Origin of the sequence: Mycolicibacterium celeriflavum (assembly GCF_010731795.1) — a bacterium.
GTDB classification, from domain to species: domain Bacteria; phylum Actinomycetota; class Actinomycetes; order Mycobacteriales; family Mycobacteriaceae; genus Mycobacterium; species Mycobacterium celeriflavum.
The window spans coordinates 2563260-2576250 of the sequence record NZ_AP022591.1; the positions used below are offsets into that span (position 1 = coordinate 2563260).

Consider the following 12991-nt stretch of genomic DNA (forward strand, 5'->3'; position numbering starts at 1 on the left):
TCGCAGTTATGAAACGTCGGGTAGCCGCGGATAGGGCTTGGACTCGCGATCCGGCGCCAGCGGGACGGCTGTCAGCCCGATGAGGAACGCGGTCAGGTGCCCGACTTCGGTGAAGGTCGGGCGTGCGGCGGCGTTACCCGCCAGCGCCAGCACCGCCGTGGCCTGCGCAGGTGATCGCCACGGCTTTCGGGTGTAGCCGGACAGCGCGCCGGCCACGCCGAGGACGAAGTAGCTCACCCCGACGTCGCGGGCGTTTTCCAGCCGCTGCGGCGCGCGTCCTTTGCCGATCAGCAGCCGCAGGTAGCTCTGGCCGACGTAGGTGCCGACGACGTGCGCGCCGAGACCGACGAGAAGCCAACGCCACCAACATAATCGGCGCTCTGCCGGTGCGACCACGCCGGCGAACACTGGCACGTACGGCCACCATCGGTGGTCGTCGAGCCAGAACAGGCTGGTCGTGAGGACGCGCGACGGTTCGGTGCGCAGCCGACGCAGGTTGGTGGAGTTTCTGCGCTGGATCCGCCGCGACCCTCGATGGCCGGCCGAGCGCTGCACGCGGGTGGTGATGAGCAGGACGACCAACCACGCGAACGTGAGCGGCGCGCCGCGGATGAGCTGCACAACGCGACAGTACTGCCGAGCAGGTTTGTCACCCGCCCCTAGTGGGGATAGTGATCGTGCAAGGAGCTGGGATGACGACCGCAGATTCTGAGATTGATCTCGACGCCCTGTCGACCGACGACCATGGCTACACGGTCAACGACGAGGACGAGGACGACCCGATCCTGCTCGACCGCGATGGCAAGCCGATCCAGACCTGGCGCGAGCGCTATCCGTACGACGAGCGGATGTCGCGCGACGATTACGAGCGGGTGAAACGGCGCCTGCAGATCGAACTGCTCAAACTGCAGAAGTGGAGTAAACGCACCGGCGCCCGGCACGTGATCCTGTTCGAGGGTCGCGACGCGGCGGGCAAGGGTGGATCCATCCAGCGGTTCATGGAGCACCTCAACCCGCGCGGCGCACGGGTGGTGGCGTTGGAGAAGCCGACCGAAGAAGAGAAGTCGCAGTGGTACTTCCAGCGATACGTCAGGCATCTGCCGACGGCCGGGGAGATGGTGTTGTTCGACCGGTCCTGGTACAACCGCGCGGGAGTCGAACGGGTGATGGGCTTCTGTACGCCCGAACAGCACGCCGAGTTCATGCGCCAGGCGCCGGCGTTCGAGGAGATGCTGGTCAACTCGGGACTGCACCTGACCAAGTTCTGGTTCTCGGTGTCGCCGGCCGAGCAGCGGACGCGGTTCGCGATCCGGCTCATTGATCCGTTGCGGCAGTGGAAGTTCTCGTCGGTGGACATGGAAGCGGTCAACCGGTGGGAGGACTACACCAGGGCCAAGGAGGAGATGTTCGTCGCGACCGACACCGACTATGCGCCGTGGATCGTGGTGAAGAGCAACGACAAGAAGCGCGGGCGCATCAACGCGATGCGGTATCTGCTGTCGCGGTTCGACTATGACGACAAGGACGACGAGGTGGTCGGCGAGCCGGATCCGTTGATCGTCGGCCGGGCGCTGGAGGACTAGTTCATCACGGGTGTAGCGCCGAGATTGCAGTGAGGGTCGTGGTCGGCGGTACAGCCGTCAGTGCAATCTCGAGGTTAGGGAGCCCGCACGAAAGATGAGCCGCGCTCGCGGTCGAGGAAGGTCTCGGACTTGTTCTTCAGGAAGAACAGGTACACCACGAGGGACACCGCGATGCAGACGGTGACGTAGCCGATGAACAACGGGACCTGATCGCGTTCCCTGAGCGCCTGATAGATCATCGGAGCGGTGCCGCCGAACATCGAGTTCGCCAGCGCGTAGCCGACACCCACGCCCAGCGCCCGCACCCGCGCCGGAAACAATTCCGACTTGACCAGCGCATTGATCGAGGTGTAGCCGGTGAGGATCACGTAGCCGATCGCCACCAGAAGGAAAGACGTTAACGGAGAGCGTGTTTCGGGCAAGTAGGTGATCAGCACATAGGTGTAGATCACCCCGCCGAAACCGAACCACAGCAGCAGCGGTTTGCGACCGACCTTATCGCTGATCATGCCGCCGACCGGCTGCAGCAGCATCAGGAAGATCAACCCGATAAGGTTGATCCACGTGCCCGTCATGCCCTCACCCTTGTAAGCGGTCTTGACGATCGCCGGCGCGTTGACGCTGTAGGTGTAGAACGCGATGGTGCCGCCCAATGTGATCAGGAAGCACATCAGCAGCGGCTTCGGGTAGTGGGTGAACAACTCGCGTATCGAGCCGGCTCCCTTGTCCTGCCCGGTCTTGGCCGCTTCGATGACGTCCTCGCTGAGCGACTCGTCCATGGTCCGGCGCAACCAGAACACCACCACCGCAGCGACGCCGCCGACGGCGAAGCCGATCCGCCAACCGAATTCGCGCATCTGTTCGTCGACGAGGAACGCGTCGACGATCAACAGCGTGAGCTGAGCCAGCACATGTCCGCCGACCAGCGTCACGTACTGGAACGACGAGAAGAAGCCACGTCGCTCACGCGTCGCCGCTTCGGACATGTACGTCGCCGACGTCCCATACTCGCCGCCGGTCGCGAAACCCTGCACCAATCGCGCCAGGATCAGGATGACCGCCGCGGCCGCGCCGATGCTGGCTTGTGAGGGCACCAGCGCGACGACCATCGAGCAGCCCGCCATCAGCGACACACTCACCGTGAGCGCGGCGCGGCGGCCCCGTCGGTCGGCGAACCGGCCGAAGAACCAGGAGCCGACCGGCCGCATCACGAAGGTCACCGCGAAGATCGCGTACACGTACACCGTCGAGTTCTTCTCGGATTCGTCGAAGAACTGCGCTTCGAAGTAGGGCGCGAACACCGTGTAGATGTAGACGTCGTACCACTCGACGAGGTTGCCCGACGAGCCGCGGATCGTGTTCCAGATCGCCCGCCGGGTTTCGGCAGGTGTCGACCGCGGCGGTGGCGCTTCCGTCGTCGTACTCATCGACGGTCACAATAGCCGCGGGTTGGCGGATTCTGCGTTCAATCGCTCCCGCTGCGGGACGACGACGTACTTCGGGTCGCGGGTCGACGCCACGCCTGCCTCGAAGACGCCGAACCTCTGCAGCGCACTCCCCACCAGCAGCGCCGCCCCCGACGCCGCGACCGTCGCCCGGTTCCGTCCGATTACGGCCCCGACCGCACCGCCGACCGTCAGCACCTCCGACAGCTGACGCAGCCGGTGCACCTTGCCCGTCGTGTACGCCTCACCGGACAGCCCCAGCTGCCGCTCCATCACCCGCGACGCCGCCACTTCCATGCCCGCGCCCAGCACCGCCATCCGCCGCGCCGGACTTGACTCGTCCAACGGCGCCAACAGCATTCCCAGGCCGGCGCCGCTCGCCGCCGCCGAACCCGTGAACACGAACGGCAGATACGGATGCGCCTCCCGCCAGGCCGGAACCGCCGTCTGCGACAACAGAACCGCCGTGTACGACGCCACCCCCGGCGCCGTGGCCGCCGCCCACAGTCCGGCCGGTCGAGCCGCCCGGTCCACCACCCGGCCCAGCCACGTCCGCCGTAGCCGGCCCGGCATCAACTCCGCCACCGCCGCCAGGCCCGCGCCCGGCCCGTACGCCGACAGGATCCAGGTGCCCACGCTCATCGGCGAACTCGGCTTCGCCACCCTCAGCATGTGGTGGAACCGCTCCGGTCGCCCGAGATCGGCGATCAGGAAGTACAGGCTCGCCAAAATGCTTGCCAGCGAACCGATTCGGGACACCTTCCGGAGGCCGGGCCGTCCCGTCAGGTCCGCACCCGCAGCCAGCATCGCCGCGCCCGCCGACACGCCACCGCAGAACAGGTACGCCGCGATCATCCAGTTCCACACCGGGGTCTTGAGGATCTGCTTGCCGTAGTAGGACCGGAACTCGGCTTGGGGCACCGCCAGCTGTTCGCGCGGCATCAGCTTCTCTTCCCGAGGAACGACGACACCGCGAGGCCGACCAAAGCCGACGCCGCCATTCCCGCGTAGCGCCACATCGCGCCGGCGTCGCGCGTCGGCACCACCGGGTCCGGCGGCAGCCCGTACACCTCGGGCTCGTCGAGCAAGAGGAAGAACGCTCCGTCGCCGCCGACGCCGTCGTTCGGGTCTTCGCCGTACAGGCGCGCCGATGTCTCGCCACGGTCGTGTAACTCGTTGACGCGCAATGCCGCCCGGTCCCGCAACTCGTCCAGGACACCGAACTGAATCGAGTCGGTCGGGCACGCCTTCGCACATGCCGGCTCCAGCCCGTCGAGCAGCCGGTCGTAGCACAGCGTGCACTTGAACGCTCGGCCGTCGCCCTCACGCCGCTCGATCACCCCGTACGGACAGGCCGACACGCAGTATCCGCAGCCGTTGCAGATATCCTGCTGCACAACGACGGTCGCGAACTCGGTGCGGAACAGCGCGCCGGTCGGGCAGACGTCCAGGCACCCGGCGTGCGTGCAGTGCTTGCACACGTCGCTGCTCATCAACCAGCGGAAGTCCGTGCGGGTTTCGGGACCCGAAGCGTCGCCGGGCCGTTCGAAGCCGGGCATACCGAGGTCCACCGAGGCGGGTTGCTCGACGAACGCGACATGCCGCCACGAGTTCGCGCCCAGCTCGCCGGTGTTGTCGAACGACATGCCCAGCAAGTTGAACCCGTCCTCGGGCACGCCGTTCCACTCCTTGCAGGCCACCTCGCATGCCTTGCAACCGATGCACACCGAGGTGTCGGTGAAAAAGCCCATCCGCGGCGGATGCTCGGCGTAGCCGGCGTCACCCGCCACGTCGGCCAGCGGGCCATAGAAGCTGTTGGGGCTCATGGCTTCTCCTCGGTGTGGTCTGTCGAAGCCTCGGTGGTGTCCAGGTTGGTGCCCGTCTCGGGGGTGATGCGCGCCCGCTCGCGGTACATCGCGATGTACTCCAGCAGCGCCGGTCCACGCGGCCGTCGACCGGGCTGGATGTCGCATGTCGCGACCTTGCTCTCTTGGATGAACACGTTCGGGTCGGCGACCACGCCCACCAGGTCGTTCACCACGTCGCCGTCGATCAGCCCGACACTGCCCCAGTGGTAGGGCATCCAGACCTGGTGCACGATCCGGTCCTCGATCCGCAGCGGCCGCATCCGGTCCGTCACGAACACCCGTGCATCGACCGCCGACCGGCTGGTCACCACGTGCGCCCATTCCATATGCGTCAGACCGCGTTCGGCCGCCAGCTGCGGCGACACCTCCACGAACAAACCCGGCTGAAGTTCGCTGAGATAGGGCAGGTGGCGGCTCATTCCGCCCGCGGTGTGGTGCTCGGTCAGCCGGGCCGCGGTGAAGACGAACGGGAACACCTCGCCGTGCAACTCCGGCGGCGACGGGTTCGACGGGTTGTCCGCACGTCCGTACACCTTGCGCGCCGGATTGCCCTGCTGCTTGTAGAACGCGTTGGGCACCGGTGACTCGTGCGGCTCGTAGTGCGTCGGCAACGGCCCGTCGAGCACCCCGTTCGGCGCGAACAGCCAGCCCTTGCCGTCGGCTTGCATGACGAACGCGTCGTCACCGCGCAGCGCATCGACACCGACTGCGTCCGACGGCGGTTCGTAGTCCGGCGGTTTGGTCTTCTCGAAGTCGGGGACGTCGTAACCGGTCCACTCGCCCTTCGAGGCGTCCCACCACACCAGCTTCTTGCGCTCGCTCCACGGCCTGCCCTGCGGGTCCGCCGACGCGCGGTTGTAGAGCACGCGCCGGTTCAGCGGCCACACCCAACCCCACTGCGCGTCGTCGTGCGGCGCGCGCCGGGCGGCCTGGTTGACCTCGTCGGCGTAGACGCCGCTGTAGATCCAGCACCCGCACATCGTGGTGCCGTCGGCCTTGAGTTCCAGATAGCCGTTCACCGCACGACCCGTCGTCAGGTCGACGCCGTTGATGCGCCGCAGCACATCCTCGGCGGACGGTTCGTCGCCCTCCAGTTCGTAGTCCCAGGAGAGGTCGAGCAGCGGGCGGTCGCGCTCATCTGTTGAGCCGGCGAGCTTTTCACGCAGGATACGGCCCAGGTGGTAGAAGAACCACAACTCGGAGCGGGCGTCGCCCGGCGGTTCGACCGCCTTCTCCCGCCACTGCAGTTTGCGCTGCGTCTGCGTGAACGTGCCCGCCTTCTCCACATGCGACGCGGCCGGGAACAGGAACACCTCGGTGCGGCACGTCTGCGGTTCGATCTCCCCCGTTTCGATTTCGGGGGAGTTCTTCCAGAGCGTCGCGCTCTCGATCTCGACGAGATCGCGCACCACCAGCCAGTCGAGGTTGGCCATGCCGAGGCGCTGCAACCGTCCGTGGGCCGACCCGACCGCCGGGTTCTGGCCGAGCAGGAAGTAGCCGAACACGTTGCCGTCGACCATGTCCATCACTGTGCGGTAGGTGCCGTGGTCGCCGTTGATGCGCGGCAGATAGTCGAAGCAGTAGTCGTTGTCGGCGGTAGCGTGCTCGCCCCAGTACTCCTTGAGCAGCGACACCATGTACGTATCGGCGTTGTGCCAGAAGCCTTTCTGATTGTGCCCGATGATGTCGTCGAGATACTCCGACAACGTCTCCTGACCTGCGTGCGGCATCGCCAGATAGCCGGGTAGCAGGTTGAACAACGTCGGCACGTCGGTCGAGCCCTGGATGCTGGCGTGCCCGCGCAGCGCGAACACGCCGCCACCGGGTCGGCCGATGTTGCCCAGCAGCAACTGGATGATCGCCCCGGCGCGGATGAACTGCGCGCCCATCGTGTGTTGCGTCCACCCGACGCTGTACACCAGGGCAGACGTGCGCTCGCGCCCGGAGTTGGCGGCCCACGTCCGCGCAATGTCGAGGAAGTCCGATGCCGGTATGCCGCACACGCGTTCCACCATCTCCGGCGTGTAGCGGGCGTAGTGCCGCTTGAGGATCTGATAGACGCAGCGGGGGTGTTGCAAGGTCGGGTCTGATGGAATACATTGCGCCCCAACCTCGATCGGTGCGCCGCCCGACCCGTGCTGATCGGGCGCGGCGTGCTCCTTGGCGCCGGCGCCGCCGTATTCGGGATCGGTGCGTTCGTACTGCCACGTCGACGGGTCGTAAGAGGCAGTGTCGCGGTCGTAGCCGGAGAACAACCCCTCGAGGTCCTCCGCGTCGCGGAAGCGTTCGTCGACGATGAACGATGCGTTGGTGTACGCGGTGACGTACTCGCGGAAGTCAAGGTCGTTGCTCAGGATGTGGTTGATCACCCCGCCGAGGAACGCGATGTCACTGCCCGCGCGCAGCGTGAGATGCCGGTCGGCCAGCGCGCTGGTGCGGGTGAACCGCGGATCGATGTGCACCACCTCCGCGCCGCGCGCCTTGGCCTCGACGACCCATTGGAACCCGACCGGATGGGCTTCGGCCATGTTCGAGCCCATGATCACGATGAAGTCCGCATTGGCGAGGTCTTGCTGGTAGTCCGTCGCCCCGCCGCGACCGAAGGAGGCTCCCAGACCGGGAACCGTGGCGCTGTGTCAAATGCGGGCCTGGTTCTCGATCTGCAGTGCCCCCAACGCGGTGAAAAGCTTCTTGATCAGGTAGTTCTCTTCGTTGTCCAGCGTCGCGCCGCCCAGGCTGGCGATACCCATGGTGCGGCGCAGCGTGTTGCGGTCGGCGTCGAACTGCTGCCAGCCCTTCTCGCGCGCGTCGAGGATGCGGTCGGCGACCATGTCCATCGCCGTGTCGAGGTCGATGTCCTGCCACTCGGTGGCGTACGGCGGGCGGTAGCGCACCTTGGTCAACCGCTGCGGACCGGTGACAAGCTGCTTGCTCGCAGAACCCTTGGGGCACAGGCGGCCTCGCGATATCGGACTGTCCGGATTGCCCTCGATCTGGATGACTTTCTCGTCCTTGACGTAGACCTTCTGCGCGCAGCCCACCGCGCAGTACGGGCAGACGGAATGCGCGACCCGGTCCGCTTCGGTGGTCCGCGGCGTCAGCGTGGCTGAGCGCTTGGACTGCGCGGCCTGGCCCCGGCCCAACCGGTCCTGACCGGTGAGCTGGCGGTAGACCGGCCACGACTGGAACAGCCCCTTGATGTCCATAGCGCCTCCTTACCCGACGTCTCCCCCATCAAACCGCGTCGCGGCGCTGCTGTTGCGCAGTTGGCGCCATGTCGGCGTCGGGCCTCGTCAGGGCGCTGCGTCGCCGCCGGTCGTCCTCCTTCGCGGGCGACTCCGGGCGCCATGGTGGCGGGAACCGAACGCAACTGCTGCGCTCACCCTCTATGGTGCTGCTGTGGCCGAAATCGACCGTCGCACCCTGATGATGATGACCGGAGTCGCCGCGCTGGGCGCGGCGGCCATGCCCGCCCCCCTGGCCAATGCCTCACCGCTACGGCCATCCCCACCGGCGCAGCCGCCACCTGATGCGGCGACAGGCACCTACCTGTTCCAGGACGAATTCGACGGCCCGGCCGGATCGGCCCCCGATCCGGCGAAGTGGATCGTGCAGAACTGGGACGACCCGGTGACGCCCCCGATCGCTGGGCATTACCGCGACGACCGTCGCAACGTGTTCATCGACGGCAACTCCAACCTCGTGCTGTGCGCGACCCAGGAAGGCGACCAGTACTTCAGCGGCAAGGTGCTCAGCCACTTCCGAGGCCAGATCGGCACCACATGGGAAGCGCGCATCAAGCTCGACTGCATGCACCCCGGCCTGTGGCCCGCCTACTGGCTGCTCAACCAGGACCCGCTGCCCGATGGTGAGATCGACATCGTCGAGTACTACGGCAACGAGTCGTGGCCGCCCGGCACCACCGTCCACGCCGCCTCCAACGGCAAGACGTGGGAGGGCAAGTCGATCCCCCAGCTGGTGGACCCGGCGTGGCACAACTGGCGCACCGAGTGGAGCGAGGACGGCTTCCGCTTCTGGCGCGACTACGTCGACGGCGCTGACCCGTACTTCACCGTTCCGGCCGAGCCGATTCCCGTTCACGGCCGACCCGGGGACCTGCGGTGGCCGTTCAGCATCCCCGGCTACTGGCTGCAGGCGATCTTCAACCTCGCGGTCGGTGGTTCGGGTGGCGGCGATCCGCGTCGGGCCCCCTACCCATCGGTGATGCTCATCGACTGGATCCGCGTCTGGTAGACGTCCCCGGCCGCGGTCGGCTGGCGCGGCTGGAACCGCTGCTCGTCGCCGTCCTCGGCGCCGCGGTGAGCCTCGTGGGCGCCGGCCGTCCGTCGTTCTGGTACGACGAGGCGGCGACGATCTCGGCGTCCTACAGCCGGTCGCTGCATCAGCTGTGGCAGATGCTGGCCGACGTGGACGCCGTCCACGGCCTCTACTACCTGCTGATGCACGGCTGGTTCGCCGTCTTCCCGCCGACCGAGTTCTGGTCGCGGGTGCCGAGCGGCCTGGCGGTCGGCGCCGCCGCGGCGGGCGTGGTGGTGCTGGGCAGGCAGCTGTCGTCGCGGACGGTCGGGCTCGCGGCGGGCGTCGTCTGCGCGATCCTGCCCCGGGCGACGTGGGCGGGTATCGAGGCGCGTCCGTACGCGTTGTCGATGATGCTCGCCGTGTGGCTGGCGGTCCTGCTGGTGTGGACGACGCAGCGCGAATCCCGTTGGGCGTGGGCGGGTTACGGCGTGCTGCTGGCGGTGTCGATCCTGCTCGATGTCTACCTGGCGCTGTTGTTCTTCGTCCACGCCGTCTTCGTGATGGCGTTCCGGCGCACCCGGACGGTGGTGCTGCCGTTCGCGATCGCATCGGGAATCGCGCTCGGCGTGATGGCGCCGTTCGTCGCGGTGGTCGCCGGACAGGCCAACCAGATCAGCTGGATCACGCCGATCGGTCTGCGAACCTTCGAAGACGTTGCCGTACAGCAGTATTTCGACCGCAATCCGTATTTCGCGGCGCTGTCCGCGGTGGTGGTGCTGGTGGCGATCGCGGTGTGGGTGTTCGTGAGGCGGCCGAGCGTCGGTGAGCGGGAAGCGATCGTGCTGGCGGTGGCGTGGCTGGTGATTCCGACGGCGCTGATCGTGGCGTACTCGGCGCTGGCCGAACCGCTCTACACGCCGCGCTATCTGTGCTTCACCGCGCCCGCGATGGCCCTGCTGCTCGGGGTCTGCATCGCCGCGTTGGCGCGCTCGGCGTGGGTAACGGCGGCGGTCGTCGGCGTGTTCGCCGTGGTCGCGGCGCCCACTTTCGTTACGGTGCAACGCGGTCCGTATGCGAAGTACCACATGGATTACAGCCAGGTGGCCGACCTGGTCTCGACGAAGGCCGCCGCGGGCGACTGTCTTCTGGTCAACGACACCGTGACGTTCCATCCCGCGCCGATGCGACCGCTGATGGCCGCGCGCCCCGACGCCTTCCGTAAGGTGGTCGACGTCAGCCTCTGGCAGCGGGCGGTCGACACCCGCGAGGTGTTCGACACGAACCTCATCCCCGAGGCGTCCGTGGGGCCGCTCGAACATTGCGCGACCGTCTGGATCATCACGCAGGCAGACCCCGCCGCTCCGAAACGCGAAGAGGGAGTGGCGATTCCGCCCGGTCCGCTGTTCGGCGGCACACGCGCGTTCGCCGTCAGCCACGACATGGGCTTTCGTCTGGTCGAGCGGTGGCAGTTCAGCCTGGTGCAGGTGATCCGGGCGCAGCGGTAGGCGTCAGGTGTTGCGCCCGCTGAGGGCGTCGCGCAACCGGTCCACCAGACCCGCGCCCGGTGCGAGGATCTTGTTGGCCGGCGGGTGATCGGGCGCCAGCGGGTGCGGCCGTGTCGGCGCCATTGCCTTGGCGCGCTGGAACTTCTCACTCAGCTCGTGCAGCTCCTCGGGCGGGCAGGAATCGCGCAGCTCGGCGAGCATGTCGTTCTCCTCGTCCTCGATGTGATGGCGGATCTCGCCGATGAGCTTTCGCACCAGATCGTCGTACTCGGGGTCGTCGGTGCCGGCCTTCTCGATGGCCTTCATGATCTCCTCGGCCTCGGCGTGCTCTTTCAACTCGTGATCGGCGAGCTTGTCACCGTCGGGCAGCACACTCCTGGCGGCCGGATACAGGTACTGCTCCTCGGCGACGGCGTGCCGGACGATGCCGGCGATCACGTGCTCGACGAGATCGGGTTGGCTGTGCGGGTCACCGCTGGATTCGATCTCGGTGAAGACGCTTTCGAACTCGCGATGGTCGCTGATGATGTCGTCGACGATGTTTCCGGTATCAGCCATGGTCACCCTCCTCGACTGAGGCGGCTACCCGCGTGGTGGGCGGCCAAACCTGGCCGATACGCGCTATGCGAATCCGAACACCGGCGGGATGACGAGGACGACCAGCACCGCCCAGATCCCGAAGGTGGGAAGGTAGCGAGTCTGCCAGCGTTCCATGGAGGCGAAATCGCGCCGGCCACGCAGGAAACCGACGAGCAGGCATGCCGACCACGACAGGTTGACCAGCAGCACCAGGTTCAAGCCGAGCGCGGTCACCTTGTTCGGCGTGAAGCCGAATTCCGCTATGCGCGTGAGCATCGCGACCAACATCAGCACGTCGACCGCCAGTGCGCTGATCACGAGCACGAGCTGCAGTCGGTCGAACAGGTCCGCCGGCGCCAACGGGTCGCGGGCGGAGATCGCGTACAGAAGCAGACCGAGGACTAGAACCAGGATGAGGTCCATCAGGATCAACAGGTTCCGGTCGACGTCGACCAGGCTGCCGTTCGCGATGAACGACGCGAGCAGCACCAGCAGCATGATCGTGGTCAGCGGGGTGAACACCCGGGTCAGCACGGGCGCGATGTTCTCCACCACGTTCTGTTTGGCTTCGACGAGCCATGCGGCGACGACGATTCCGCCCGCCACGCCGATCGGCACGATCCAGTCCTCGATGGCCCACTCGACATCGGTGCCCAGCGCCTCGAACGCGCCGACCGTCAACGCGATCAGCACGCCGGCGCCGAGGCCCAGCAGGGTGAGGTACACCACCCACTCGCCGGTGAACCGGATGAAATCCATTCGCCGCCGGTCGGATCGCCACTTGCCACCGACGTAGGCGAACCCGACAGCGAACCACAACGCGATGGGCGCGTGGATCGTCGCGATCACCGCAGTCGCGCCATCGGGATCGAACGGGTACACGTTGAGCACGACGGCCGCCGCGACGAACGGCAGTGTCAGTGCCGCGATCACGCGCAAGCCCACCCGGCGTTTCCAGACGAAATAGCCGATCAGGAACGGAAGCACGAAAAGGCCGGCATTGCGGGCGAACACCTCCTCCGCGAGCACGGCCGATCCGGCCTTGAGCGCCACCGCGCCGCCGAGCGCGAGCGCCAGGACGACGAACAGTTCGCTCCGCTGCTGTCGCCCATCGGCGCCCGGTGCGCCCGTCAGGACCAACTGCTTCCACAGCCGGTCGGAATGTTCCTGCGCGAATTCGCGGGAGATGCTGTGCACGTTGCCCATGCGCTTGACCGCGACCAGAAAGGCCTCGTCGCTCATCAGTCCGGCGGAGGACAGATCGGCGATCTGGTTGCGCAGGTGGTCTTCCATCTCGTCGGCGTCTGCCGCCGAGATCGCCCGATGACGCTCGACGTAGCCGCGCCACTGACCGATCTGTGATTCCAAGCCGACGTCGACGTCCATCACGCCCATCCCTGGGCCGCGGTGGGAGGCAGCGGGACACTGCGCCACACCTGGTCGAGCATTTGCGCCACGGCCTCCCACTGAGTTCGCCGCTCGGCGAGCATGTTTCGACCGGCGTCGGTGATCGCGTAGTGCTTGCGCCGTCGCCCGCTGTCGGAGACGCCCCACGTCGCGGTCACATATCCCAGGCGCTCGAGCCGATGCAGCAGCGGATACAGCATTCCGTCCGTCCATTGGATCCGCCCGCCGGACAACTCCTGCACCCGCTTCAAGATCGCGTATCCGTAGGACTCGCCGTCGGCGAGGATGCCCAGCACCAGCGGCGTCGCCGAGGCCGCCACCAGATCCTTGTCGATATACATAGC

General features: G+C 67.0%; 11 protein-coding genes. 3 read left to right on the plus strand and 8 right to left on the minus strand.

All coding sequences use genetic code 11. From position 1 onward, the window contains the following. Window positions 1-6: 6 nt before the first annotated feature. Window positions 7-621, minus strand: a complete 615-nt coding sequence (locus G6N18_RS12545; RefSeq protein ID WP_083003164.1) for a rhomboid-like protein — start codon at window positions 619-621, stop codon at window positions 7-9. 71 nt (window positions 622-692) lie between these two features. Between G6N18_RS12545 and ppk2 the strand changes: the two genes are divergently transcribed. Further along, the gene (gene ppk2, locus G6N18_RS12550) at window positions 693-1583 is read left to right on the plus strand and encodes a polyphosphate kinase 2 (RefSeq protein ID WP_083003161.1); all 891 of its coding nucleotides are present in this window, start codon (window positions 693-695) and stop codon (window positions 1581-1583) included. Between the two features lie 74 nt (window positions 1584-1657). Here ppk2 and G6N18_RS12555 read toward each other — a convergent pair whose 3' ends face one another. From G6N18_RS12555 to fdh, 4 genes are read right to left on the minus strand one after another with little or no spacing between them, the layout of a single operon-like run. After that, window positions 1658-3010: an MFS transporter gene (locus G6N18_RS12555; RefSeq protein WP_083003157.1), complete on the minus strand. Its 1353-nt coding sequence runs from the start codon at window positions 3008-3010 to the stop codon at window positions 1658-1660. Between the two features lie 6 nt (window positions 3011-3016). Further along, entirely contained in the window at window positions 3017-3970 is a 954-nt protein-coding gene (nrfD, locus tag G6N18_RS12560; RefSeq protein WP_083003154.1) for an NrfD/PsrC family molybdoenzyme membrane anchor subunit, read from the minus strand. Then, the gene (locus G6N18_RS12565) at window positions 3970-4854 is read right to left on the minus strand and encodes a 4Fe-4S dicluster domain-containing protein (RefSeq protein WP_083003150.1); all 885 of its coding nucleotides are present in this window, start codon (window positions 4852-4854) and stop codon (window positions 3970-3972) included. The genes nrfD and G6N18_RS12565 overlap by 1 nt, the downstream gene beginning before the upstream one ends. Next, window positions 4851-8102, minus strand: coding sequence for a formate dehydrogenase (gene fdh / locus G6N18_RS12570; protein WP_179962303.1), 3252 nt, complete (start codon window positions 8100-8102; stop codon window positions 4851-4853). Before fdh ends, G6N18_RS12565 begins: the two co-directional genes overlap by 4 nt. A gap of 202 nt (window positions 8103-8304) precedes the next feature. Between fdh and G6N18_RS12580 the strand changes: the two genes are divergently transcribed. Both G6N18_RS12580 and G6N18_RS12585 read left to right on the plus strand, forming a co-directional pair. Then, a complete protein-coding gene (locus tag G6N18_RS12580; protein WP_083003245.1) occupies window positions 8305-9150 on the plus strand; it encodes a glycoside hydrolase family 16 protein in 846 nt (281 codons plus the stop codon). Next, entirely contained in the window at window positions 9144-10661 is a 1518-nt protein-coding gene (locus G6N18_RS12585) for a glycosyltransferase family 39 protein (RefSeq protein WP_083003242.1), read from the plus strand. The genes G6N18_RS12580 and G6N18_RS12585 overlap by 7 nt, the downstream gene beginning before the upstream one ends. 3 nt (window positions 10662-10664) lie before the next feature. Here G6N18_RS12585 and G6N18_RS12590 read toward each other — a convergent pair whose 3' ends face one another. The 3 genes from G6N18_RS12590 to G6N18_RS12600 all read right to left on the minus strand — a co-directional run bounded on the left by G6N18_RS12590 (window position 10665) and on the right by G6N18_RS12600 (window position 12988). Continuing rightward, entirely contained in the window at window positions 10665-11219 is a 555-nt protein-coding gene (locus tag G6N18_RS12590) for a hemerythrin domain-containing protein (protein ID WP_083003141.1), read from the minus strand. 63 nt (window positions 11220-11282) lie between these two features. Beyond that, window positions 11283-12626 (minus strand): permease prefix domain 1-containing protein, encoded by a 1344-nt coding sequence (locus G6N18_RS12595; RefSeq protein WP_083003239.1) that lies wholly within the window; start codon window positions 12624-12626, stop codon window positions 11283-11285. Then, window positions 12626-12988, minus strand: coding sequence for a PadR family transcriptional regulator (locus G6N18_RS12600; RefSeq protein WP_083003138.1), 363 nt, complete (start codon window positions 12986-12988; stop codon window positions 12626-12628). The genes G6N18_RS12595 and G6N18_RS12600 overlap by 1 nt, the downstream gene beginning before the upstream one ends. Between the last annotated feature and the right edge of the window lie 3 nt (window positions 12989-12991).

Bases quoted from the DNA above. Each gene is read 5' to 3' on its own strand.
- ppk2 (WP_083003161.1), top strand. From the start codon at position 693: ATGACGACCGCAGATTCTGAGATTGATCTCGACGCCCTGTCGACCGAC.
- G6N18_RS12555 (WP_083003157.1), bottom strand. From the start codon at position 3,010: ATGAGTACGACGACGGAAGCGCCACCGCCGCGGTCGACACCTGCCGAA.
- nrfD (WP_083003154.1), bottom strand. From the start codon at position 3,970: ATGCCGCGCGAACAGCTGGCGGTGCCCCAAGCCGAGTTCCGGTCCTAC.
- G6N18_RS12565 (WP_083003150.1), bottom strand. From the start codon at position 4,854: ATGAGCCCCAACAGCTTCTATGGCCCGCTGGCCGACGTGGCGGGTGAC.
- G6N18_RS12590 (WP_083003141.1), bottom strand. From the start codon at position 11,219: ATGGCTGATACCGGAAACATCGTCGACGACATCATCAGCGACCATCGC.
- G6N18_RS12595 (WP_083003239.1), bottom strand. From the start codon at position 12,626: ATGGACGTCGACGTCGGCTTGGAATCACAGATCGGTCAGTGGCGCGGC.
- G6N18_RS12600 (WP_083003138.1), bottom strand. From the start codon at position 12,988: ATGTATATCGACAAGGATCTGGTGGCGGCCTCGGCGACGCCGCTGGTG.